The sequence below is a fragment of the Enterobacter sp. KB-221C9 genome (assembly GCF_041320715.1).
In the GTDB taxonomy this organism is placed as follows: Bacteria; Pseudomonadota; Gammaproteobacteria; order Enterobacterales; family Enterobacteriaceae; genus Enterobacter; species Enterobacter asburiae_D.
In genome coordinates this window covers 55551-77290 of record NZ_JBGIWG010000015.1, presented here as the reverse complement: position 1 = coordinate 77290, position 21740 = coordinate 55551, and the positions used below count along the sequence as shown (strand labels likewise).

The 21740-nt window shown below is 55.4% G+C and carries 24 protein-coding genes and 2 tRNA genes; 11 read left to right on the top strand and 15 right to left on the bottom strand.

The window, feature by feature from the left end:
* Nucleotides 1-13 precede the first annotated feature (13 nt).
* Together AB8846_RS19290 and fumD are read left to right on the top strand one after the other, a co-directional pair.
* The gene (locus AB8846_RS19290) at nucleotides 14-826 is read left to right on the top strand and encodes a MetQ/NlpA family ABC transporter substrate-binding protein (RefSeq protein WP_370733416.1); all 813 of its coding nucleotides are present in this window, start codon (nucleotides 14-16) and stop codon (nucleotides 824-826) included.
* 110 nt (nucleotides 827-936) lie between these two features.
* Nucleotides 937-1146 (top strand): fumarate hydratase FumD, encoded by a 210-nt coding sequence (gene fumD / locus AB8846_RS19285; RefSeq protein WP_008500615.1) that lies wholly within the window; start codon nucleotides 937-939, stop codon nucleotides 1144-1146.
* Here the strand turns inward: fumD and AB8846_RS19280 are convergent.
* Genes AB8846_RS19280 through AB8846_RS19265 form a run of 4 tightly spaced genes read right to left on the bottom strand, consistent with a single transcriptional unit; the run spans nucleotide 1127 to nucleotide 4220 of the window.
* Nucleotides 1127-1813 carry an amino acid ABC transporter permease gene (locus AB8846_RS19280; RefSeq protein ID WP_063142946.1) on the bottom strand — a complete coding sequence of 229 codons (687 nt, stop codon included), beginning with the start codon at nucleotides 1811-1813 and terminating at the stop codon, nucleotides 1127-1129. The genes fumD and AB8846_RS19280 overlap by 20 nt on opposite strands.
* Nucleotides 1797-2573 carry an amino acid ABC transporter permease gene (locus tag AB8846_RS19275; protein WP_063142947.1) on the bottom strand — a complete coding sequence of 259 codons (777 nt, stop codon included), beginning with the start codon at nucleotides 2571-2573 and terminating at the stop codon, nucleotides 1797-1799. The genes AB8846_RS19280 and AB8846_RS19275 overlap by 17 nt, the downstream gene beginning before the upstream one ends.
* Nucleotides 2573-3388 (bottom strand): amino acid ABC transporter ATP-binding protein, encoded by an 816-nt coding sequence (locus AB8846_RS19270; RefSeq protein ID WP_063142948.1) that lies wholly within the window; start codon nucleotides 3386-3388, stop codon nucleotides 2573-2575. The genes AB8846_RS19275 and AB8846_RS19270 overlap by 1 nt, the downstream gene beginning before the upstream one ends.
* Before the next feature lies 1 nt (nucleotide 3389).
* The gene (locus AB8846_RS19265; RefSeq protein WP_331414129.1) at nucleotides 3390-4220 is read right to left on the bottom strand and encodes an ABC transporter substrate-binding protein; all 831 of its coding nucleotides are present in this window, start codon (nucleotides 4218-4220) and stop codon (nucleotides 3390-3392) included.
* A gap of 244 nt (nucleotides 4221-4464) precedes the next feature.
* On the opposite strand from AB8846_RS19265, the gene AB8846_RS19260 reads away from it, so the two are divergent.
* Together AB8846_RS19260 and AB8846_RS19255 are read left to right on the top strand one after the other, a co-directional pair.
* On the top strand, nucleotides 4465-4632 hold the full coding sequence (locus tag AB8846_RS19260) for a hypothetical protein (protein ID WP_014831607.1): 168 nt from the start codon (nucleotides 4465-4467) through the stop codon (nucleotides 4630-4632).
* Between the two features lie 144 nt (nucleotides 4633-4776).
* Complete coding sequence (locus tag AB8846_RS19255) at nucleotides 4777-6183, top strand: DUF1996 domain-containing protein (protein WP_370733415.1); 1407 nt, start codon at nucleotides 4777-4779, stop codon at nucleotides 6181-6183.
* A gap of 46 nt (nucleotides 6184-6229) precedes the next feature.
* Here the strand turns inward: AB8846_RS19255 and AB8846_RS19250 are convergent, their stop codons facing one another.
* A complete protein-coding gene (locus AB8846_RS19250; RefSeq protein ID WP_003857665.1) occupies nucleotides 6230-6370 on the bottom strand; it encodes a hypothetical protein in 141 nt (46 codons plus the stop codon).
* 125 nt (nucleotides 6371-6495) lie between these two features.
* Between AB8846_RS19250 and AB8846_RS19245 the strand changes: the two genes are divergently transcribed.
* The gene (locus tag AB8846_RS19245; RefSeq protein ID WP_370733414.1) at nucleotides 6496-7278 is read left to right on the top strand and encodes an MBL fold metallo-hydrolase; all 783 of its coding nucleotides are present in this window, start codon (nucleotides 6496-6498) and stop codon (nucleotides 7276-7278) included.
* A gap of 72 nt (nucleotides 7279-7350) precedes the next feature.
* On the top strand, nucleotides 7351-7986 hold the full coding sequence (locus tag AB8846_RS19240; RefSeq protein WP_023335425.1) for a carbonic anhydrase: 636 nt from the start codon (nucleotides 7351-7353) through the stop codon (nucleotides 7984-7986).
* Between the two features lie 28 nt (nucleotides 7987-8014).
* Here the strand turns inward: AB8846_RS19240 and AB8846_RS19235 are convergent, their stop codons facing one another.
* The 4 genes from AB8846_RS19235 to mdtK form a co-directional block, all read right to left on the bottom strand.
* Entirely contained in the window at nucleotides 8015-9610 is a 1596-nt protein-coding gene (locus AB8846_RS19235) for an FAD-NAD(P)-binding protein (protein ID WP_370733413.1), read from the bottom strand.
* 118 nt (nucleotides 9611-9728) lie between these two features.
* Nucleotides 9729-9805: transfer RNA gene (locus AB8846_RS19230), tRNA-Val, on the bottom strand.
* Between the two features lie 4 nt (nucleotides 9806-9809).
* Nucleotides 9810-9886, bottom strand: a tRNA-Val gene (locus tag AB8846_RS19225).
* 153 nt (nucleotides 9887-10039) lie between these two features.
* Nucleotides 10040-11413: an MdtK family multidrug efflux MATE transporter gene (gene mdtK / locus AB8846_RS19220; protein WP_370733412.1), complete on the bottom strand. Its 1374-nt coding sequence runs from the start codon at nucleotides 11411-11413 to the stop codon at nucleotides 10040-10042.
* Nucleotides 11414-11638: 225 nt separating this feature from the next.
* On the opposite strand from mdtK, the gene AB8846_RS19215 reads away from it, so the two are divergent.
* Complete coding sequence (locus AB8846_RS19215) at nucleotides 11639-12283, top strand: riboflavin synthase subunit alpha (RefSeq protein WP_370733411.1); 645 nt, start codon at nucleotides 11639-11641, stop codon at nucleotides 12281-12283.
* Between the two features lie 31 nt (nucleotides 12284-12314).
* On the opposite strand, the gene cfa is transcribed toward AB8846_RS19215, so the two are convergent.
* Complete coding sequence (cfa, locus tag AB8846_RS19210; RefSeq protein ID WP_370733410.1) at nucleotides 12315-13463, bottom strand: cyclopropane fatty acyl phospholipid synthase; 1149 nt, start codon at nucleotides 13461-13463, stop codon at nucleotides 12315-12317.
* A 297-nt stretch (nucleotides 13464-13760) separates the two neighbouring features.
* Nucleotides 13761-14960 (bottom strand): purine nucleoside transporter PunC, encoded by a 1200-nt coding sequence (gene punC, locus AB8846_RS19205; RefSeq protein ID WP_063142954.1) that lies wholly within the window; start codon nucleotides 14958-14960, stop codon nucleotides 13761-13763.
* 114 nt (nucleotides 14961-15074) lie between these two features.
* Here punC and punR point away from each other — a divergent pair, with 114 nt between their 5' ends.
* Entirely contained in the window at nucleotides 15075-15986 is a 912-nt protein-coding gene (punR, locus tag AB8846_RS19200) for a DNA-binding transcriptional activator PunR (protein ID WP_064672347.1), read from the top strand.
* Nucleotides 15987-16003: 17 nt separating this feature from the next.
* Here the strand turns inward: punR and purR are convergent, their stop codons facing one another.
* Nucleotides 16004-17029 carry an HTH-type transcriptional repressor PurR gene (gene purR / locus AB8846_RS19195; RefSeq protein ID WP_023335431.1) on the bottom strand — a complete coding sequence of 342 codons (1026 nt, stop codon included), beginning with the start codon at nucleotides 17027-17029 and terminating at the stop codon, nucleotides 16004-16006.
* A gap of 297 nt (nucleotides 17030-17326) precedes the next feature.
* Between purR and AB8846_RS19190 the strand changes: the two genes are divergently transcribed.
* Together AB8846_RS19190 and AB8846_RS19185 are read left to right on the top strand one after the other, a co-directional pair.
* Nucleotides 17327-17416: a YnhF family membrane protein gene (locus AB8846_RS19190; RefSeq protein WP_008500596.1), complete on the top strand. Its 90-nt coding sequence runs from the start codon at nucleotides 17327-17329 to the stop codon at nucleotides 17414-17416.
* A gap of 163 nt (nucleotides 17417-17579) precedes the next feature.
* On the top strand, nucleotides 17580-18746 hold the full coding sequence (locus AB8846_RS19185) for an MFS transporter (RefSeq protein WP_370733409.1): 1167 nt from the start codon (nucleotides 17580-17582) through the stop codon (nucleotides 18744-18746).
* Nucleotides 18747-18784: 38 nt separating this feature from the next.
* Here the strand turns inward: AB8846_RS19185 and sodB are convergent, their stop codons facing one another.
* Nucleotides 18785-19366 carry a superoxide dismutase [Fe] gene (gene sodB, locus AB8846_RS19180; RefSeq protein ID WP_023311353.1) on the bottom strand — a complete coding sequence of 194 codons (582 nt, stop codon included), beginning with the start codon at nucleotides 19364-19366 and terminating at the stop codon, nucleotides 18785-18787.
* A gap of 122 nt (nucleotides 19367-19488) precedes the next feature.
* Entirely contained in the window at nucleotides 19489-20262 is a 774-nt protein-coding gene (locus AB8846_RS19175) for a C40 family peptidase (RefSeq protein WP_063142957.1), read from the bottom strand.
* A 338-nt stretch (nucleotides 20263-20600) separates the two neighbouring features.
* On the opposite strand from AB8846_RS19175, the gene grxD reads away from it, so the two are divergent.
* A complete protein-coding gene (gene grxD / locus AB8846_RS19170) occupies nucleotides 20601-20948 on the top strand; it encodes a monothiol glutaredoxin 4 (RefSeq protein WP_003832760.1) in 348 nt (115 codons plus the stop codon).
* 72 nt (nucleotides 20949-21020) lie between these two features.
* Here the strand turns inward: grxD and rnt are convergent, their stop codons facing one another.
* Entirely contained in the window at nucleotides 21021-21680 is a 660-nt protein-coding gene (gene rnt / locus AB8846_RS19165) for a ribonuclease T (protein WP_370733408.1), read from the bottom strand.
* Between the last annotated feature and the right edge of the window lie 60 nt (nucleotides 21681-21740).

Genomic DNA, 21740 nt, shown 5'->3' with positions numbered 1-21740 from the left:
CAGGAACCACATCATGAAAAAGACACTGACACTGATCGCCGCCGCAACCCTGAGCGCCCTGAGCTTCGCCTCCTGGGCCGACACCCTGACGGTGGGCGCATCCAACACGCCGCACGCCGAAATTCTGGCGCAGGCAAAGCCGATTCTGGCGAAGCAGGGTATCGACCTGGAGATTAAACCGTTCCAGGACTACATTCTGCCGAACACCGCGCTGGCGGGTCATGACATCGACGCGAACTATTTCCAGCACATTCCTTACCTGAACAGCGTGCTGAAAGATCATGCGGGCGATAAAGACTACGATTTTGTCAGTGCGGGCGCGATCCACATTGAGCCAATCGGCATCTACTCCAAAAAATACAAGTCGCTGAAGGACCTGCCGGAAGGTGGCAAGATCATCATGCGTGACGCGGTTTCTGAAGAAGGGCGCATTCTCTCCATCTTCGAGAAAGAGGGCGTGATCAAGCTGAAGCCGGGCATCGATAAAGTGACCGCGCGCATCAGCGACATCGTCGAGAACCCGAAAAAGCTGAAGTTCACGCCTAACGTTGAAGCCTCTCTGCTGCCGCAGATGTACAACAACGACGAAGGTGCTGCGGTGGTGATCAACGCCAACTACGCGATTGACGCGGGTCTGGACCCGGTTCACGACCCGATTGCGGTAGAGAGCGGTGAAAACAACCCGTACGCCAACATCATTACCGTGCACCGCGGTGACGAGAAGAAGAAAGATATCGTCGCGCTGGTGAACGTGCTGCACTCGAAAGAGATTCAGGACTGGATCCGCACCAAGTACAAAGGCGCGGTTATTCCAGTAAACAACTAATTTACTGATTTTACAGATGAAGCCCGGCGAGTCTCTCGCCGGGCTTCTTTTTTGTATCCGGCAGGAGAATCATTTAAGCTCAACGTTTAAAAGGCAATGGAGTGATGACGATGGGTAACGTGACCAAAGATGAAGCGCTGTATCAGGAGATGTGCCGGGTGGTCGGGAAGGTGGTGCTCGAGATGCGTGATTTAGGGCAGGAGCCAAAGCATATTGTCATTGCCGGAGTCCTGCGTACCGCACTGGCGAACCAGCGCGTTAAGCGCAGTGAATTGACAACCGAAGCGATGGAAACGGTGGTTAAAGCGCTGGCCGGGTAAAGCGCCAGCGTTTTGCAAGCTGCTCGAGCGAGCAGCAGAGCAGGTAGTAGACCACGCCCGTAAAGATAAAAATGGCCGCCGGGTAGATTTGCACCCGGTTGTTGACCTGTCCCGCCACCGTGGTCAGTTCCGGGACGTTCACGATAAACGCCAGTGACGTATCCTTCAGCAGGCTGATAAAAATCCCCACCAGCGACGGCAGAATATTCCTTAGCGCCTGTGGTAGCAGCACGCGCAGGAGGGTTTGCTGCGTGCTGAAGCCCTGAGACAGTGCGGCCTCGTACTGCCCGGACGGTAGCGCGTTAAGCCCGGCCAGCACCGAGTGCATTACGGTTGCCGCGGTAAACCAGGCCAGGGCCAGCGTGACGGTAAGCGCCCCCGGCAGATCGCCCCCGGTCATAAGCGGCAGGAGATACCACATCCAGAAAATCACGAAGATGAGCGGGATACCGCGAATCAGCTCTGCCCACAAAAAGAGGGCCTTTCGCACAAGCCCGGTAAAGCGCCAGGCCAGACACGCGAGCACTATCCCGCCGGGCAAAGCGATAACGGCAGCCCCAACCGCCATCATCAACGAGAGCAATACGCCCCCCGGTTCACCCGTTGCCGCGCGTCCCCACAGCAGATAATCGAGGTTGTCGGTGATGACATTAAGTCCGGCAATCATGTTTTTCACTCCCTGAGGTGGCGACGTTTGGGCGTTTACGTTTCGCTTCCGGTCCGATGCGAACCAGCACCATCCCCATGATCAGGCCGGTCAGCAGATAGAGTGCGGTACCGAGGGTAAATGCCTCCAGCGCGTGCGCGTTATAGCTCTCGATCTGCCTGACCTGATAGGTCAGCTCGGCAAAGCCAATTCCGCTCGCGAGCGAGGAGAGCTTCATCAGATTCAGGTACTGTCCCACGACCGGCTGCCAGGCGTTGGCCAGGCCCTGCGGCAGAAGGATGTAACGAAACAGACGCCACGCGGAGAATCCCTGAGCGAGCGCCGCCTCCCGCTGTCCGGCAGGCACGGAACGTAAGCCCGATTCCACCTCTTCGATTAAAAACGCCGAGGTAAAGACGCCCAACCCCCAGGCAGAACATAAAAATTCGGGCGTAAACCACCAGACGTCGCCGGGCAGAATTGACCAGCTGTGATCCGCGTTCACCGCGTCGCGGAACGCCTGCGGTAATCCGTTCCAGGCGGCAAAATACCAGAACAGCAGTTGCACCAGCAGCGGCGTATTGCGAAACAGCGACACCCAGCCGCTGACGACCGCGTTCCCGAGGCGTCCGCCGGAAAGGCGCAGAAGCATAAAGAGCAGTGCGAGCAGGCTGGCCAGCAGCATCCCGGCAAGCGTTACCCACAGGGTGGTGAGGAATCCGGAGAGTATCCACTGCAGAGGCTGTCCGGTCAGTACCCCCTGCCAGTCGAGCGCGGGCATTACAGATGCTCCTGATGCAGCGGGTTGAGCACCTTTTGCAGGAACCGCTGCGCGCGCGGATGCGACGGCCGGCTGAAAAACTGTGCCGGCGGCGCGGTTTCCAGAATTTGCCCGCCGTCGATAAAGACAATCCGGTCGGCAATTTCCCGGGCAAACTGCATCTCGTGGGTCACTACGATCATGGTGATCCCGCTGTGGGCAAGGGCTTTCATCACGTACAGCACTTCACCAATCATCTCCGGATCCAGCGCGGAGGTGGGTTCATCGAACAGAATGATTTGCGGTGAAGAGGCGAGGGCGCGGGCAATCGCGACGCGCTGCTGCTGTCCACCGGAAAGCTCTGCCGGGAAATGGTGGGCTTTTTCCAGCATCCCGACCTTCTCCAGCAGGGCCAGCGCGCGCTCCTGGGCAGGCTGCGGCTTCCAGCCGTGAACGTGCTCCAGGGCCAGGGTGATGTTCTGGCTGGCGGTGAGGTGGGCGTAAAGATTGAACTGCTGGAACACAAAGCCCACGCGGCTGCGCAGCTGGCGCAGCCCGCTACCGGAGAGCTTTGCGGTAGGCTTGCTGTCGACCAGAATCTCCCCGCCGCTCAGGGTTTCAAGCTGGTTGATGAGACGAATCAGGGTGGATTTACCGGAACCCGAGGGGCCGAGGATGGCGACGACTTCACCGGGCGTGATGGTCAGATTTATGTCGTTTAAAACCTGATGGTCACCGTAGCGTTTGTCCACATGACGAAACTCGACGCTGGCCTGTTCCAGATGTGAAAAATCCGCAGCACCGGCCGCGGAGTGTGAAAATAAACCTGAGAGCATATTACTTGGCTTCTATTTTAAAGCCGCGAGGCTGTGGAGCTGGGGTGCCTGGACCAAACCAGACGTCGTAGATTTTTGCCGCCTGGCCGTTCTTCTCGAGATTGACCAGCTCGTCATTGACGGCTTTCAGCAGCGCCGTTTCACCTTTTTTCACCCCTACGCCAATCTCTTCTTTGCTCAGCAGATCGGGCAGGATTTTGAAGTTCGCTTTATCCGGCGCCTGCGCCAGCAGACCGGCCAGAATGGTGCTGTCCTGGGTAATGGCCTGCACGTTTCCATTGCGCAGTGCCGTCAGCGCCAGGGGAATATCGTCATAAGAGAGCACGCGTGACTGCGGGAAACGCTGGTGTAGCGCCTGCTCGCCCGTCGTTCCTTTGACCGCACCAATGCGCGCCCGGCTATAGTCATCAAGCTTGTCCGGTGATTTTGCCGGAACCAGGAACTGCTGGCCGGTAACAAAGTAAGGGGTTGAGAAATCAATCACCTGCGCGCGTTCCGGGGTGATAGTGATATCCGCCACGATCAGGTCTGCTTTCCCGGACTGCAGCAGCGGAATACGGTTAGCCGGATTGGTGGCAACCAGTTCAAGCTTCACGCCGAGCGATTTTGCCAGCGCTTTGGCGAAGTCCACGTCGTAGCCCACGATCTCGTGCGTTTTTGCATCAATAGAGCCAAACGGCGGGTTGGCGTCAAACGTGGCCACTTTCACCACCCCTGCGGCCTTAATATCCGCCAGCTGATCGGCCTGCGCCTGTGCTGAAAGCAGGCTCCCCGCCGCCAGTAATCCCAGAACCAGTGTCCGTTTGTTAAACCCTTTCATTTTTGCTGCCATAGTCATTCGCCATCCCGTTGTTTTTGTTTTCCCCGCTACGCTCCCATAAGCGAAAGCTATCGCCAAATAAGAAATCGTTCTTTGCTATGAGCAAAAAAGCATTAGTGAACAAGGTGTTAATGAAGAGTGAAAAGAACGGGGTGCTATTTGCAAATCCTGCACATCGACAGTGGATTTTGGTATTTCCCCCACGCGTCATTTGAGTGTTTAACTGAGTTCAGACACGGCGAGAGAGGGTAAGACGATGAAAAAGTGGATCAGCACGTTACGGCGGTTTTTTGCGACCCGACCAGTGAATGCGGAGAACAGCGCGCAACGTGTTCTTGAGTCAATACTGCCTGTCGCCAGCCTGTATGGCGTGGACGTTGCCAACATTGACCCGGAGTGGTTCCATGATAAAACGTCACGCTGAACTGCGCCGCACGCGCGAAATGTACTGGAACGAGCTGTGCGTGAGCACTGTAAAGCGAGGATGAGCGGAAAAGTACGCAGGGAAATCCTCGGTTAATCATAGCCGTTTTGTTACCACTATCTCCTTTCTCAAATGGAGATGATAATGAAACGGACCGTATTCACACCCGCCCTGTTAGCCACCGCGTCACTGATTGCCATGCAGGCGGCGCATGCCGGGCCACAGGCGCATGTCGTTTGCAGCTACACCCACACCCTCGGCGATGATGCCATCATGATGTTTGGTATGCCCAACCAGGCCATGTGGCACGATTTCTTTGGCAATACCCATACCGATGCCTTTTCGAGCCGGGAAACCTTGCGCCAGCACGAAGAGACGACCTGCGATAACAAAGCAGACAGCTCGGCCTACTGGGCGCCTTCTATGAGATTGCCTGACGGAACGGTGGTCAAACCGGCCTATCAAAAAACCTATTATCAGGCCGCAAAGGTTGATACTTACCCTTTACAGCCGTTCCCGGCGGGGCTGTCGCTGCTCGCAGGAGATCACCACGGCAGCGCGCCAAATCCCCATATCAGCTTTCTGTGCGCGAACGGTAAAGGGTACAGCAGCAAAATTGGGGAGGTTTGCGGGCTACGTAAGGCCAATGATGCCGTCCAGTTTAATATTGGCATTCAGTTTCCGAACTGCTGGGACGGCGTGAATCTGAAGCCGGGTCACGGTCATGCCAACGCGGCATATGACGTTAACGGCCAGTGCCCGAGCGCATTCCCGGTAAAAATCCCGACGGTGAATATGAATGTGGCTTACGTGCTGCACGGCATCACCAGCCTGGACACCAGTAAGGCGCAGCTGTCGCTTGATCCGGTCATGCATGGCGATGAACGTGAAGAGCGCTGGGGCAGTCTCTATACGGCGCATGCCGATTTCATGAACGGCTGGACGGAAGATGCCGCCCGCTTTATGACCGAACGCTGTATGAACCGGGGTATGGACTGTGGTTCAACGGTGCCATACGGCTATTCGCTGGCGAAAGCCAACGTCTGGCTCAGCAGTCTTGAACCGAACATTACCCAACCTTCACCGCAGGTTTTACTGGTTGAGGATAACTGGCAGAACGGCGGACGCACGAAAAACAATGAGACGCTGAGCCTGGTAAAATTCCATATTCCTCCGCTGCCCGTCGGGCAGGATCCTTCCATGTTTAAATACCGCGTACGTATTTTCGGGGGGAAGGTAGAAAAAAATGGTGCCGATCAGATCTTCTTCTATCCGGCCAGCAACGACTGGGATCCTGCTACCGTGAAATGGACCTCGCGTCCGGCCTGTAACTATCGCTCAGACGCAGTGCTCTATCTGAACCATTCTCGTGAATACCGGATGGTGGACGTGGATAAAGCCGTGCGCAAGGCGCTGGCGGAAGGGAAAACCGACATTTCGTGGTATATTGGCGGTGACCGCCAGGGGAATCACTACCAGTTCGAACCGGCTTCTTCATCAGAAAGCCTGGTTCTGATGCTGACGGGGTTTAAAAAGACGCCCGAGCTGTAATGCTCCCCGCAGAGAAAAAAAGCACCGGTTTCCCGGTGCTTTTTTATTAGATCTTGCAGGCGTCGCCGCAGTCGTCGTCGGCGACAATCGCCTGCGCTTTCTTGTCCGCATCGTCCAGACGTTCCGCATTACGCTCTTCGGCTTCATCCAGACCGTTAAAGACTAAGTTATCGAGATCAATTTCCATGTGGCACCTGCTCTGTTCAGTATGTGATTCTGGCACAGTATAGGGCAAAAAAAGCCAGCAATGTACCTCGCAGCACATAACGATAATCCCTGCCATACTCAGTGCTTTATCGCTGAGGAGAGCACATGATTACACTCTGTAAAACCTGTGGAACCGCCTACGATATGCAGCCGGACCGATGTCCGATTTGTGAGGATGAGCGCCAGTATGTGCCCGCCACGGGTCAGGCGTGGACCGATTTCGACACCGTCACCGCCACGCATACCAACAAATGGCAGCAGCTGGAGCCGCGGCTGTTTGGGATCAAAACGGTACCTGCGTTTGCGATCAACCAGCGGGCGCTGCTCCTGCAAACGCCTCACGGCAATCTTCTCTGGGACTGCATCGCCAACCTCGACCCAACAACCAAAACGCTCATTACCGCCCTCGGCGGCCTCAGCGCGATTGCGATTTCACATCCGCACTATTACACCACGATGCAGGAGTGGGCTGCGGCGTTTGATGCGCCGGTGTACCTGCACGCCAGCGACAAAGAGTGGGTTATGCGCGACAGCCCGGCCATTCGTTTCTGGGAGGGGGATGCGCTGGACGTTTTCCCGTCGGTCACCTTGCTGCGTCTGGGCGGGCATTTTGCCGGTGGAACGGTGCTGCACTGGCAGGAGGGAGACGGGGTATTGCTGGCGGGCGATATTCTGCAGGTCACGCCGGGTAAAGACGCCGTCTCGTTTATGTGGAGCTACCCGAATTATCTCCCGCTACCGGCACGCACCGTGGCGTCGGTTGTCAGTCATCTGGAAGGCAGAACGTTTGCACGTCTTTACGGCGCGTTTGAAGGGCAGAACATCCTGGCCTTTGCGGACGAGATTGTGCAGCGGTCGGGCCAGAAATATATTGCTTGTCTGAAGTAAACCACGATGGGTAAACTTTACGAGTGTGATCGCGATCATACCTAAACTAAAACAGATAAAAGAGACATTGCTATGCAACATATCATTGAAGGTTTTCTCAGCTTTCAAAAAGAGATTTTCCCGCAACGTAAAGAACTCTTCCGCAGTTTAGCGTCCAGCCAGAATCCCAAAGCGCTGTTCATCTCATGCTCCGACAGCCGTCTGGTCCCGGAACTGGTCACCCAGCAAGAGCCGGGACAACTCTTTGTCATTCGTAATGCTGGCAACATCGTGCCGCCGTTCGGACCCGAGCCTGGCGGCGTGTCCGCCACTATCGAATACGCCGTTGTGGCGCTGGGCGTCACGGATATCGTGATTTGTGGTCACTCCAACTGTGGCGCGATGAAGGCAATTGCCGATAACGCGAACCTGGAGCCGATGCCTGCTGTGTCACACTGGCTGCGCTATTCCGACGCGGCGAAAGCCGTGGTTGAGAAGAAAACCTGGGATAAGCCGATCGATAAAGTCAATGCGATGGTGCAGGAGAACGTGTTTGCGCAGCTGAGCAACATTAAGACCCACCCGTCCGTCGCGGTGGGCCTGCGTAATAACTCCATCCGACTGCACGGCTGGGTGTACGATATTGAAAGCGGCAAAATCCTTGCGCTGGATAAAGAGACGAAAACCTTCGTTTCGCTGTCTGAAAACCCGGAAGTCTTCTTCGAGTAATCAGCAACAGCAGGGCATGGAAGCCCTGTCAGTTCTCAATATACGGTAATCTCCGCCGCGAACGCGACGCGGTTTTTTCCGCCGCCTTCGCCATCGCTTCCGCAATCTCTGCACACTCCGCCAGCCCCTGAACGAAGGGACGATCGTGCATCAGCCACGGTATCGCGCCGAAGGCGATGCGCCCGCGAACGGTGTCAGGCGCTTTTAAGGTGTAATCCTCGCCGATGTCGGGTATCTCTTCACCCGTGGCTTCCAGCTGTTTGCGCAGCGTCGGGAAGGGCAGATCTTTCGTTTTGAGCGGCTTTTGCCCGCGCGCATCAATAAAAACGTCGAATTGGTAAACGGTCTCCTTTGTGGTTATCACCGTTCGTTCGCTGCCAACATCCAGCGTGTAATCGTCACCGAGCGCAGCCACGCTAATGATGCCGGCTTCGCGAAGCGCGAGCAGCCTGCGGATCGACTGCGGAGGAATGGCCGCATAGTTGTCGATAAATACCCGGGCCAGCCCTTGCTTAAAGCGCTTTTTGTCCTCTTCGCTGAGGTGGGGAACAATCTCCTGAACCACCTCATGCATACGAAGGACGGTATAGCGCCAGGCTACCGTACGGCGCTCGCGTTTATTTTTCTCGACTTCTTTCAGGTTATCTTCCGCCCAGGTAAACGGACCGTGCAGTTTACGGTCCTCAAACCAGGCCTCACGAATGCTGTCCGCATTCTGCTTATGCAGCGATATTTTCTCGCACCATATCGGGTCAGCGAGCTGAAGCTCTTTGACCATCAGGGTAAAGATGCGGTCGAGCAGGCCATCCGACCCTTTGGCAATCTCGCTTTCAGCCGCGCGTTCGGTCAATACCGACAGCGGTTCGTAAGGGATAGGGCAGTAAAAATCGGCTTCCGGCAGAATGCCCGTCCGGGACATCAGGACAATGTTTAATGCCTCGCTGCCCTTATCCAGCACGAATTTATCGTCGCGAAACGCACCGTGCTGCATCACTACCGCCATGGCCGCGTCGAGACCGCTTAACGATGTCCCCATAATACCGACGCGGCAGGGAGGAATACTGGCGTCCATCAGACCGGACCACGGGCTTGGGAAGAACGTGCGCGTGGCTTCATCTTCTTCTGGCCAGACGTGGCCGGTGGCGATAACCGCAAGGTCGAAGCGTTCAGGAAAGGCGCTGTCGTTGACGGAAAGCGTGACGCCTTCTTTCGCGGGCACGATATCGGTGACCTGGGCGGATTCATGGACATCAACCTGAAATCCCCGTTTTTTTGCCTCTTTTACGATTGACCGAAAGCTGTCGCGGAAATACTCACCCAGCAAGAGTCGGGGCAGGAACTGCCGATCATGCAGGCGCGCTTTATCAACCTTAAAGCGCGCAAGATGGGCGTCACTCTGTTCCTTGAGCCAGTCGAGGTAGGTCATAAAAATGGGCGGGATTTCAATGCTCGCAATGTTCGCCAGCATCAGCCGGGAATTATCGTCGTCGTTATAGGGCATACCCACGCCAGCGTCTTCGGACTGTTCAAAGATGGAAACTGAGAGCGGCGTGCTGTTTTTAAGGAGATGATAAAAAGTATAAATCCCTGTGGGGCCGGAGCCGATAATCGCGATTTTCTTCATCGACGGTCTTCCTGTTTTTTTTCCATAAGAAAAGCGTAGCAGGAGAATAATGATGAAAATAAGGGATTAGGAAAATTCAGGATATCAGAAGAGGATTTGCACCATTTCAGGACTGAAATGGTGCGTCCGAGTGGACTCGAACCACCGACCCCCACCATGTCAAGGTGGTGCTCTAACCAACTGAGCTACGGACGCAGAATGGTGCGTTCAATTGGACTCGAACCAACGACCCCCACCATGTCAAGGTGGTGCTCTAACCAACTGAGCTATGAACGCAACGTGTTGTCGGTGACAACGGGGACGAATATTAGCGGCACAGCACCAAGGTGGCAAGAGGGAAAATGCATTTTTCTCTCTGATTTCACGCGATTGCTTCATTACCGCGCAAAGTGAAGAGAAAGTAGCCGCCAGGTGGCGGCTACTGCGTCGTTAACGTGCAGCGCGTTGCAAAATGACCGTTGACGGCTGGCGTTGCAGGAAGCGCATACGCATCATCATCATAATTGCCGCCGACGTCAGGCCGATGATAAAGCCCATCCAGAACCCTGCCGGGCCCATGCGATCCACCACCAGATCGGTAAGCGCCAGGATGTAGCCAGCCGGCAATCCCAGCACCCAGTAGGCGATGAAGGTGATAAAGAAGATGGAGCGCGTGTCTTTATATCCGCGCAGCACGCCGCTGCCAATCACCTGGATGGAGTCAGAAATCTGGTAAATCGCGGCCAGCAGCATCAGGTGCGATGCCAGCGTGACCACTTCCGGACTGTCGTTATAGAGCAGAGCAATTTGCTCGCGTAATGCAACGGTAAAAAGTGCAGTACAGGCAGCCATGCAAACACCCACGCCTAACCCGGTCCGGGCGGCCGTTTGCGCATCCAGCGTTGAGCCCTGGCCCAGGCGGAAGCCCACGCGAATCGTCACAGCCGCGGCCAGCGACATCGGCAGGACGAACATCAGGGAGCTGAAGTTAAGCGCAATCTGGTGCCCGGCCACGTTCACAATGCCCAGCGGGGAGACCAGCAGGGCGACCACGGCAAACAGGGTCACCTCAAAGAACAGGGCGAGGGCAATTGGCAACCCTAACTGCACCAGACGCGTCATGATGTTCCAGTCCGGCGTGCTAAATCTGTTCTCGTTGCGAATATCGCGCATGGAACGGGCGTGTTTTACATAGGTGATCATCGCGAAAAACATCACCCAGTAAACGGCTGCCGTCGCCACGCCGCAGCCGACGCCGCCCAGCTCCGGCATCCCGAAGTGACCGTAAATAAAGATATAGTTCACCGGAATATTGACCAGCAGGCCGATAAAGCCCATCACCATCCCGGGCTTGGTTTTCGCCAGGCCCTCACACTGGTTACGCGCGACCTGGAAAAAGAGGTAGCCAGGCGCCCCCCACAGCAGGGCGCGGAGATAGCCCACGGCTTTATCAGCCAGTGCCGGGTCAATGTTATGCATAGCGCGAATGATATGGCCCGCGTTCCAGAGCACGACCATGATCAGCACGGAGACAAACCCAGCCAGCCAGAAACCCTGACGAACCTGATGGGCAATGCGCTCGCGACGACCCGAGCCATTGAGCTGAGCGATAACAGGCGTGAGCGCGAGCAGCAGACCGTGGCCGAACAGGATGGCCGGAAGCCAGATTGACGTGCCGATAGCCACGGCCGCCATATCGGTGGCGCTGTAGCCACCCGCCATTACCGTATCCACAAATCCCATTGCGGTCTGGGCCACTTGCGCGACGATCACTGGTATAGCCAGTGCCAATAACTGGCGCGCTTCATTCATGTACTTCTGCACGTGAACACCTTTATTTTGTAGTTATTTGAGAGACTAAAAAAGCCGCCGAAACGGGCAGCAAGAAGAAAATGCAGGGGGGTGCCAGCTATTGTAGCGGGCTTTAGCTATTTATCTAGTGAAAAAATCGCCAGAAAATGCGCTCCGCTGGCAACCTGTTTTTCCAACTGTTATTGTGGTGGGATTAAACGGTGTCACCACCGTCCGGAAAAAACAGGAGTTGTAAGCATGTTTACTGGTATTGTGCAGGGCACCGCCAAAGTGGTGTCCATTGATGAAAAACCTAATTTCCGTACTCATGTTGTTGAGCTGCCGGAATATATGCTTGAGGGCATTGAAACCGGCGCGTCGATTGCCCATAACGGCTGCTGCCTGACCGTTACCGAAATTAACGGCAATCAGATTAGCTTTGATTTAATGAAAGAGACGCTGCGCATCACCAACCTGGGCGAGCTGGCGGTGGGAGATACCGTCAACGTTGAGCGGGCGGCGAAGTTCAGCGATGAGATTGGCGGCCACCTGATGTCCGGGCACATCATGACCACCGCTGAAGTGGCGAAAATCGTGACCTCGGAAAATAACCGTCAAATCTGGTTTAAAATGCAGGATCCTTCATTAATGAAATACATCCTCTATAAAGGATTTATTGGCATCGATGGGATTAGCCTGACGGTGGGGGAAGTAACGCCAACGCGTTTTTGCGTGCATTTAATTCCCGAAACGCTGCAGCGCACCACGCTGGGTGCGAAAAAACTGGGGCATCGCGTGAATATCGAAATCGATCCGCAAACCCAGGCGGTGGTGGATACGGTTGAGCGCGTGCTGGCCGCAAAAGAAACCGCAATAATAAAGACCGCCGCAGAAGAAGAATAAAAAATAACCCCGGGCTTCCGGGGTTATTTTTTTAGCGTGCGACACGGAGTCCGTGTTCAATCCCACGGCTGAATACCACCTGCCAGAGCTGAATATCCCGTGCGCGAAACGCCCCCGCGCAGGCATTCAGATAATAGCTAAACATCCGTTTAAATCGTTCAGAATAGTTGTCCGCAATCTCAGGCCAGGTCTCCTGAAAACGCGCATGCCATGCCATCAACGTGGTGTCGTAATCCGCGCCAAAGTTATGCCAGTCTTCCATCACGAAATGGGGTTCACTGGCGTTGGCAATCTGGCGAACGGACGGTAAACAGCCATTCGGAAAGATGTATTTGTTGATCCACGGGTCAACGTTATTGTCGGTCCGCTTAGAGCCGATGGTGTGCAGCAGGAAGATGCCGTCCGGTTTCAGATTACGATCCACCACCTCAAAATAGGTATCGTAGTTTTTCGGCCCGACGTGCTCGAACATGCCGACGGAAACGATCCGGTCGAACTGCTCGTTCAGGTCACGGTAATCCTGCAGCCGGATATCCACATCGAGACCCTGGCAGCGCTCCCGCGCCATTTTTTGCTGTTCCGCTGAAATCGTGACGCCGACAACGCTGACGCCATAGTGCTTCGCCATAAAATACGCCAGCCCGCCCCAGCCGCAGCCGATATCCAGCACGCGCATACCGGGCTGCAGCTGCAGCTTCTCGCTAATCAGACGCAGCTTGGCCTGCTGGGCCTCTTCAAGCGTCGACGCCTCTTTCCAGTAGGCGCAGGAGTACTGCATGAAAGGGTCCAGCATACGGCTGAACAGGTCATTGCCAAGATCGTAGTGTTCTTTGCCAACGATCCACGCGCGTTTTTTACTTTGCAGATTGAACAGTCGGGCAGAGGCGACACGCAGGGTGTCTTTCAGATTGCGAGGGAGTTGATTTTCCAGACCGGCACGCAGCACGCTGGCGAAAAAGATATCCAGACGTTCGCACTCCCACCAGCCGTCCATATAGCTTTCTCCCAGGCCTAACGATCCCTCTCGCAACACGCGTTTAAAAAAGTCGGGATGTTTAACCTGAGGATCGGATGGCGATGATCCATTGATAGTGATGCCTGCTCGACCTAACAGTTCACTGACGATCCGGGACCAGTTGTCGTCCGGAACGCTGACTTCTTCTATACACGATGAACTCATAGCTTCTCCATCACCCTACTGTGATCAGAACCTTAAAACAGCGTAGACGCTTTTTTGGTTTGTGAGAAATCTCACGGTAAATACCGCGAGGCTAGTATCCGACGTAGAACAGAGGAAGGGAGATAACCCTTGCCGAAATGCCTTCCATGGTAAAACGGGAGCGCTCCGGCTCCCGTTAACACTTAATATTTATCGTATTTAATCGAACCAAATTTAGTATAGGCCTCAAAATTTGGTGATTCAATAGAAAATTCTTAGCAACCTAATCACTGAAAATTAACATGATTTCCGGCGCGATTATGCATGTGACGTTTCAACCTGAGTGCGGTTGTCCTGCTCACGCTGCGCGGCTGCCTGCATGCGATAGCCCATCACCGCCAGCGCAACGGTGACCAGCATCACGCTGGTGGTGGTCAGGAGCGGCGTAGCAATCAGCGCCGAGACCACCAGGCTTGCCAGGAAGCACAGCCCCAGCTGCAGGGTGTTCTGCAGCGCGGCGGCGCGGCCTGTCGCCTGCGGGAACGGACGCAGAGCCTGCGCCACAACAATCGGGTAAATCGCCCCGTTCGCAACGGCCATCACGCAGAATGGGATCAAAATTTCAGCCAGACCGGCACCCGGAATAAAGCCAACGGCCCAGGTCCCGATGACGCTCAGCGCATACAGCACCAGCAGCCAGGGCAGCATCTGCTGACCTTCCCACTTTTGCAGCGCCGCGCGACAGCCGTACCCGCCCACCAGGAACGCGATAGTCTGCGGAACATAGCTCAGGCCGATGGCCGCCGGGCTGTAGCCCATATCGTGCAGAATGAACGGCGAACCGGTGAGCCACGCGAAGAAGCTTGCCGAGCAGGCGGCATAGATCAGGACATTACCGCGATACGCTTTGGTGCTGAGCAGGGAAGTGAAGGTAATCGGCTTCGCGTCAGCGTGCGCTTCTTTTTTATGCGCGGGCTTGAGGGCGAACGCCGGCAGCATCAGTACCAGGGTAATGGCAAACAGCGTGGCGAAGATGGCCTGCCAGTCGAAATGCGCGAGGATCCAGCTGCCCAGCAGGGGGGCGAGGGCAGGCGAGAGACCCACCAGCGGCATAATGGTGGCGAAAATACGGTTTGTGCGGTTAGCCGGGTAATAGTCGGTGACCAGCGCCTGCCAGGTCACGGCCGCGGCACAAACGCCCACGGCCTGAATAAAACGCAGCACCAGCAGCCAGGTAGCATCGCGTACCCATAACATCCCCAGGCAGCCCACGGCAAAAATGGCCAGGCCCAGCAACAGTACCGGTTTACGACCAAAGCGATCCGAGAGCGGTCCCCAGAGAAGCTGCGCGAAAGCAAAACCGGCGAGGAATAAACTCAGGCTGGCGCTGATGGCGGCAGCAGGGGTTTGCAAATCTTCCTGCATGGCGGCAAACGCCGGCAGGTACATATCGGTGGCCAAAAAGCCCAGCACGCTTAAGCCGCCGAGCCAGACTAAAAAACCGTTCCTGGGTTGCATTATTTTATTCTCCTGAGGAGGCAGGTATACATTGGCGCTGAGTGTAGGGAGTGCAAAGCCGCTTGTGAAACGCTAATATTTGGCGGGTGCATTCAAATTTTTTGCAGGCAGAAAATGTGGTCAGATTATTCTCTTGAAGTGGTCGATGCTGTTGCGCGTAACGGCAGCTTTAGCGGTGCGGCGCAGGAGTTGCACCGCGTCCCTTCGGCAATCAGCTACACGGTGCGTCAGTTGGAGGAGTGGCTGGCGGTTCCGCTGTTTGAACGGCGGCATCGTGATGTGGAATTAACGCCCGCAGGGGCGTGGTTTTTGAAGGAAGGGCGTTCTGTTATCAAAAAAATGCAGATCACCCGCGAACAGTGTCAGCAGATCGCCAACGGCTGGCGGGGTCATCTTTCTATCGCGGTGGATAACATCGTGAAGCCGGAACGCACCCGGCAGATGATCGTCGACTTCTATCGTCATTTTTCGGATGTCGAACTGCGGGTCTCGCAGGAGGTGTTTAACGGCGTCTGGGATGCGCTGGCGGACGGCAGGGCAGAGATGGCGATTGGGGCCACGCAGGCGATCCCGGTAGGGGGGCGTTACGCCTTTCGCGACATGGGGATGCTGAGCTGGAAGTGCGTGGTGGCAAGCGATCATCCGCTGGCGTCGATGGAAGGGCCGCTGAGCGATGATACGCTGCGCAACTGGCCGTCGCTGGTGCTGGAGGATACGTCCCGTTCATTGCCCAAGCGTATCACCTGGCTTCTGGACAACCAGCGGCGGGTGGTGGCACCTGACTGGGAATCGTCGGCGACGTGCCTCAGTGCCGGACTGTGCGTCGCGATGGTGCCCGTTCATTTCGCGCGTCCGCGCATTGATACCGGAGAGTGGGTGGAGCTGACGCTGGAGAATCCGTTCCCGGATGCGGCCTGCTGCCTCACCTGGCAGCAAAATGATGTCTCGCCTGCGATGGCCTGGCTGCTGGATTATCTGGGGGACAGCGAAACGCTAAATCGGGAATGGTTACGGGAGCCAGCATAGCTGGCCCCGTAAAGCGATTAACGGCGGTAGTCGCGGAACGGACCATCCGCAACGGAACGGCGTTCGATAAGACGCGGGTGAACTTCAATCGACTGCGACTCTTCACGTTTGTTGACGATCCTGTCCATCAGCATATTGAAGGCCGTTTCGCCCAGCGAATCTTTCGGCTGGTGAATGGTGGTCAGCGCTGGCGTGAAGAAACGCGCGTTACGCACGTTGTCATACCCGATCACGGAAATATCCTGCGGGACGCGCAGACCCAGCTCATCGGCAGCGCAAAGCGCGCCCATTGCCATGATGTCACCCCCGCAGAAAACGGCTGTCGGACGGTGCGGCTGGGAGACAATCTGCTGCATTGCGCGGTAGCCCGACTCCGGCTCAAAGTCGCCCTGCACAATCCAGTTTTCCGGCACGTTGATCAGCGCTTCTTCCATCGCTTTCATAAAACCGGCCAGACGACCCGCGCCGGTGTTGCGCTCCAGCGGACCGGGGATCACGCCAATCTCGCGGTGGCCGCGTTCGATCAGATAACGACCTGCCATATAGCCGCCTTCAAAGGCGTTATCGATAACGGAATCGGTGAAATCCGCGCGCGCTTCGCCCCAGTCCATGACCACCATGGGAATGTGGCGATACTCTTCAAGCATCGACAGCACGGATTCCGGGTACTCGGAACACATCACCAGCAGGCCATCAACGCGCTTTTGCGCCATCATCGACAGGTAGGCGCGCTGTTTTTCAATGCTGTTCCACGCGTTACCCAGAATCAGGGTATAGCCTTTCTGGAAGCAGTTTTTCTCAACCGCTTCAATGATCTCGGCAAAATAGGCCGCTTCACTGCTGGTCGCCAGCAATCCAATGGACTTGGTGTGATTAACCTTGAGGCTACGCGCAACCGCGCTTGGCGAATAGTGCAGCTCTTTGATCGCTGCCCAGACGGCATTGCGCGTCTCTTCCGCCACGAAGCGGGTTTTGTTAATTACATGTGATACGGTTGTAGTGGAAACGTTTGCGCGTTTTGCTACGTCTTTAATTGTTGCCATTAAATGTCACTCCAGACCATATCCTAAACTCCTGAAAAACTTGAAGGTAAACGTTTGCCTTCTCTCACCCTTATCTCGCAATGTTGAATTGCGGCACGCCGGGAAAACGACACGGGACGTCAGGAGGGGGTCAATGGCCGGTACGCTAATAAATTTAGCGTGGAATTTTGTCCTATCTTGATGAAAAGGGGAAGAGGTAAAGTGGTTATCAGTATAAATCCAGGAAGATTTTTGACGTAATCTGTGCAAAAATGAGCAAGCTCACTTTTCGTGTGGGGATTAAAAGGAGAAAAATTGATGAGTTCCGATCTTAAGTTTTCGCTGTTCACCACCGTTGTTGTGCTGGCTCTGATTGTCGCGGCCGGTCTGACGGCTGCGCTGCACTGATTTACGCGGAGGGAGAGCCCTCTCCCTCCCGACTCCCCGGATTGTTACTTCTCAGGCAAAAATCTTTTGCCATTTTGTTAACTTCTCATTTTTTGTGATTGATGTCATGCTTTCCGCTTCTTTGTTCTGTGTCACCACATGACACGGCATCCGGAGTTGACGCATGAAAATCAATTTTCCCCTGCTGGCCCTGGCGATTGGCGCTTTTGGGATTGGCACTACTGAATTCTCCCCGATGGGGTTACTGCCTGTTATTGCCCGGGGCGTAGACGTCTCGATCCCTGCCGCAGGGATGTTAATCAGCGCCTATGCTATCGGCGTGATGGTAGGGGCACCGCTGATGACGCTTCTGCTTTCACACCGCGCGCGCCGCAGTGCGCTGATTTTCCTGATGGCGATTTTCACCCTGGGCAACGTGCTTTCGGCCATTGCGCCGGACTACACCACATTGATGCTGTCCCGCATTCTGACCAGCCTTAACCACGGCGCGTTCTTTGGGCTGGGGTCGGTCGTGGCTGCCAGCGTGGTGCCAAAACATAAGCAGGCGAGCGCCGTGGCAACCATGTTTATGGGGCTAACGATTGCCAACATCGGCGGGGTGCCTGCGGCAACCTGGCTGGGGGAAGCGATCGGCTGGCGTATGTCCTTCCTGGCGACTGCCGGGCTGGGCGTGGTTGCGATGGTGGCGCTGTTCTTCTCCTTGCCGAAAGGCAGCGCGGGGGAACGTCCTGACGTGCGCAGAGAACTGTCGGTGCTGATGCGCCCGCAGGTGCTCTCCGCGCTGCTCACCACCGTGCTGGGGGCAGGGGCGATGTTTACCCTTTACACCTACATTTCGCCGGTATTGCATGACATCACTCACGCAACGCCTCTCTTTGTGACCGCGATGCTGGTGCTGATTGGCGTGGGCTTCTCGATCGGTAACTATCTCGGCGGGAAATTTGCCGACCGTTCCGTGAGCGGGACGCTGAAGGGCTTCTTAACCCTGCTGATTGTCATCATGATTGCCATTCCGTGGCTGGCGCGTAATGAGTTTGGGGCCGCGATCGCGATGGTCGTCTGGGGTGCTGCCACTTTCGCCGTGGTGCCGCCGCTGCAGATGCGCGTGATGCGTGTCGCGCATGAAGCGCCGGGACTCTCATCTTCCGTGAATATCGGTGCCTTCAACCTGGGCAATGCGCTCGGTGCGGCGGCCGGTGGGGCCGTGATTTCGGGAGGGCTGGGGTACAGCTTTGTGCCGGTGATGGGGGCGATTATTGCCGCGCTCGGCCTGCTGCTGGTGATGATGTCGGGTCGTAAACAGCCTGAAGCAGCCTGCACTGCGGAATAAACCAAAAACGCAGAAGGGCGAACCCTTCTGCGTGTCTCTTACGCGGCGAAGTTCTTCGCGACAAAGTCCCAGTTAACCAGTGCCCAGAAGTGCTCCAGGTAGTTCGGGCGCGCGTTGCGGTAATCAATGTAGTAAGCGTGTTCCCACACGTCCACGGTCATCAGCGGCTTAGCGCTGGTGGTCAGCGGGGTGCCCGCGTTAGAGGTGGACACGATAGCCAGTTTGCCATCCGCCTCTTTAACCAGCCACGTCCAGCCAGAACCGAAGTTCTTGATGGCTGCATCGGTAAATTTCGCTTTGAAATCCGCGAAGCTGCCAAATGCGGCATTGATAGCGGTAGCCAGTTCACCGGCAGGTTCACCGCCGGCATTCGGCGCCAGGCAGTGCCAGTAGAAGGTGTGGTTCCACACCTGAGCCGCGTTGTTAAATACGCCACCCTCTGAGCTGCGGACGATCTCTTCCAGCGTTTTGCCTTCAAAATCGGTGCCCTTGATCAGATTGTTCAGGTTGGTGACGTACGTCTGGTGATGTTTGCCGTAATGATATTCCAGGGTTTCCGCAGAAATGTGCGGTGCCAGGGCGTCTTTTGCATACGGTAGTGCAGGTAATTCGAACGACATTGCTTCTCTCCTTATTGTATTTTGTGTTGCCAATAACCACACAGACAACATGGACAGAATAGCAAATTGAAAGGCTATGCAAAAGAGGAACTTACCCCGCCACGGATGTGGCAGGGCAGGGGTTAGCGAATGGTTTTCGGCGTCATCACGCGACGCGCGCCGACGTAGTGGCGTACCCAGTAGTCTTCACTGAGAGAGGTGATCTGAATATCCTGGCCGCTACGTGGAGACTGGATGAATTTCCCGTTGCCGACATAGACGCCGACGTGGTCAGCCGTGCCGCGACCCTGAGTACGGAAGAACACCAGATCGCCGTTTTCCAGTTCACCGCGGTCAACCGGTGAGGCATCGCGCAGGTGGTACATCTCATTGGCGGTACGAGGAATGCGGAATTTGACCAGATCTTTATAGGCGTAATAGACGAGGCCGCTGCAGTCAAACCCGGTACGCGGCGAGCTGCCACCCCAGTGATAAGGTTTGCCAATCTGCCCCATCAGTTTGTTCATCGCGGTTTTTTGCGCTTTCTGTACACGCACTTTATGTACTTCCGCTATTTTCGTGACCTTCGTGCATTTCGCCTTGTGGCCTTTGCGCGTGATGCATTTTTCGGTGACGAGGTTAGCGGCGGTTTGCGAAGCTTTACTTTTGGCGGAGTGGGCAGTGCGGGAAGGTTTTATTTTCGTCTTGCTGGAAGCGGTCTGTTTCGTCTGAGCCGGTGTTTTTTTCTTGTCGTTCTTAGCGGTGGTTTTTTTCTTACGTTCTGTGGCTTTCACCAGATGGTTTTTTTGTTCAGCAGAATGCCGCGCCTGCTGAGAGGCGTTCGCCACTGGCGTGAAAGTGAGTGAAGTAAACAGTAAAGCACAGAGCGTGATCGAGATTTTATTTATCCGCGCCACTGGGCAGTCCCCTGATAAATGCAGGTCATCAATAATACCCGCGTGTGATTTACAAAGCCCGTCGATTCTAATCTATAAAAACCCAGAAAGTTAATAGCATTTTTCAATCTACAATCGTGTTTCGTTAGCAAGTGCAAAAAAATTCATCGTTCTGTCGCACTTTTGCCCACTCCTTAAGCAAAACCCTGACCGCTGCAGGGGTAAACACCATTTGCAATGCAACTTTTCGTGACTCGGGGTAGAATGTATAAACGTGACAAAAATGTTATTTTCCGATGCCAGTCTGACCCGCTACAATGTCAGACGAATGCCGTAACAGAAGTTAAAGGAAGCAAGACATGAGCACCACTATTGAAAAAATCCAGCGCCAGATCGCTGAAAACCCGATTCTGCTGTATATGAAAGGTTCTCCGAAGCTGCCAAGCTGCGGCTTCTCCGCGCAAGCGGTTCAGGCGCTGTCAGCCTGTGGTGAGCGTTTTGCTTACGTTGATATCCTGCAGAACCCGGACATCCGCGCTGAGCTGCCAAAGTATGCTAACTGGCCGACTTTCCCACAGCTGTGGGTTGACGGCGAACTGGTTGGCGGCTGCGATATCCTGATTGAAATGTATCAGCGCGGCGAACTGCAGCAGCTGATCAAAGAGACGGCGGCGAAGTACAAAACTGAAGAGCCGGACGCAGAGTAATTTTCTGCGCAAATAAAAAAGCGACCTGATAAGGTCGCTTTTTTTTGTCGGGTGGCGCTGCGCTTACCCGGCCTACGATTGGCGATCGGCCTCATCACCCATCGGCAGCGGCCAGCCGCCCAGACGCTTCCAGCGGTTGACGATCTCACAGAACAGCTCTGCGGTGCGCTCCGTGTCGTATAAAGCGGAATGTGCCTGCGTGCCGTCAAACTCAATTCCTGCCGTGATGCAGGCCTTTGATAATACCGTTTGTCCCAGGGCCAGGCCGCTCAGTGCGGCGGTGTCGAAGGTCACAAACGGATGGAAGGGGTTGCGCTTGAGCGCGGCGCGCTCGGCGGCGGCCATAGTAAAGCTGTGATCGAAGGTGGCGTTGTGGGCCACCATGATGGCGCGGCTGCAGTTACTCTCTTTCATGCCTTTACGCACCATTTTAAAAATGGCGTGCAGCGCATCATATTCACTCACTGCACCACGCAGCGGGTTATGCGGATCGATACCGTTAAACGCCAGCGCTTCCGGCTGTAAGTTTGCCCCTTCGAAAGGTTCAACGTGGAAATGCAGCGTGGTGTCCGGGATAAGCCAGCCCTGTTCATCCATCTTCAGCGTGATGGCGGCAATTTCGAGCAGCGCATCGGTTTTAGCGTTAAATCCGGCTGTTTCTACATCAATGACAACGGGATAAAAACCACGAAAACGGTCGCACAGACCGCTAAATTGAGCGTTATCGGACATCAGGGTCTCTTACAAGGGGAAAAAGCAGAGCGCATTATGGCAAATTTTGCAGGGTGATGC

What these genes read in the sequence shown, in the direction of transcription:
- AB8846_RS19235 (WP_370733413.1), bottom strand. Translation starts at nt 9,610, where the DNA reads ATGAAGAAAATCGCGATTATCGGCTCCGGCCCCACAGGGATTTATACT.
- AB8846_RS19270 (WP_063142948.1), bottom strand. Translation starts at nt 3,388, where the DNA reads ATGCTCTCAGGTTTATTTTCACACTCCGCGGCCGGTGCTGCGGATTTT.
- AB8846_RS19275 (WP_063142947.1), bottom strand. Translation starts at nt 2,573, where the DNA reads ATGCCCGCGCTCGACTGGCAGGGGGTACTGACCGGACAGCCTCTGCAG.
- grxD (WP_003832760.1), top strand. Translation starts at nt 20,601, where the DNA reads ATGAGCACCACTATTGAAAAAATCCAGCGCCAGATCGCTGAAAACCCG.
- AB8846_RS19280 (WP_063142946.1), bottom strand. Translation starts at nt 1,813, where the DNA reads ATGATTGCCGGACTTAATGTCATCACCGACAACCTCGATTATCTGCTG.
- punC (WP_063142954.1), bottom strand. Translation starts at nt 14,960, where the DNA reads ATGCAACCCAGGAACGGTTTTTTAGTCTGGCTCGGCGGCTTAAGCGTG.
- AB8846_RS19185 (WP_370733409.1), top strand. Translation starts at nt 17,580, where the DNA reads ATGAAAATCAATTTTCCCCTGCTGGCCCTGGCGATTGGCGCTTTTGGG.
- AB8846_RS19265 (WP_331414129.1), bottom strand. Translation starts at nt 4,220, where the DNA reads ATGGCAGCAAAAATGAAAGGGTTTAACAAACGGACACTGGTTCTGGGA.
- AB8846_RS19290 (WP_370733416.1), top strand. Translation starts at nt 14, where the DNA reads ATGAAAAAGACACTGACACTGATCGCCGCCGCAACCCTGAGCGCCCTG.
- AB8846_RS19250 (WP_003857665.1), bottom strand. Translation starts at nt 6,370, where the DNA reads ATGGAAATTGATCTCGATAACTTAGTCTTTAACGGTCTGGATGAAGCC.
- sodB (WP_023311353.1), bottom strand. Translation starts at nt 19,366, where the DNA reads ATGTCGTTCGAATTACCTGCACTACCGTATGCAAAAGACGCCCTGGCA.
- punR (WP_064672347.1), top strand. Translation starts at nt 15,075, where the DNA reads ATGTGGTCAGATTATTCTCTTGAAGTGGTCGATGCTGTTGCGCGTAAC.
- AB8846_RS19255 (WP_370733415.1), top strand. Translation starts at nt 4,777, where the DNA reads ATGAAACGGACCGTATTCACACCCGCCCTGTTAGCCACCGCGTCACTG.
- AB8846_RS19260 (WP_014831607.1), top strand. Translation starts at nt 4,465, where the DNA reads ATGAAAAAGTGGATCAGCACGTTACGGCGGTTTTTTGCGACCCGACCA.
- purR (WP_023335431.1), bottom strand. Translation starts at nt 17,029, where the DNA reads ATGGCAACAATTAAAGACGTAGCAAAACGCGCAAACGTTTCCACTACA.
- AB8846_RS19190 (WP_008500596.1), top strand. Translation starts at nt 17,327, where the DNA reads ATGAGTTCCGATCTTAAGTTTTCGCTGTTCACCACCGTTGTTGTGCTG.
- fumD (WP_008500615.1), top strand. Translation starts at nt 937, where the DNA reads ATGGGTAACGTGACCAAAGATGAAGCGCTGTATCAGGAGATGTGCCGG.
- AB8846_RS19215 (WP_370733411.1), top strand. Translation starts at nt 11,639, where the DNA reads ATGTTTACTGGTATTGTGCAGGGCACCGCCAAAGTGGTGTCCATTGAT.
- cfa (WP_370733410.1), bottom strand. Translation starts at nt 13,463, where the DNA reads ATGAGTTCATCGTGTATAGAAGAAGTCAGCGTTCCGGACGACAACTGG.
- rnt (WP_370733408.1), bottom strand. Translation starts at nt 21,680, where the DNA reads ATGTCCGATAACGCTCAATTTAGCGGTCTGTGCGACCGTTTTCGTGGT.
- AB8846_RS19245 (WP_370733414.1), top strand. Translation starts at nt 6,496, where the DNA reads ATGATTACACTCTGTAAAACCTGTGGAACCGCCTACGATATGCAGCCG.
- AB8846_RS19240 (WP_023335425.1), top strand. Translation starts at nt 7,351, where the DNA reads ATGCAACATATCATTGAAGGTTTTCTCAGCTTTCAAAAAGAGATTTTC.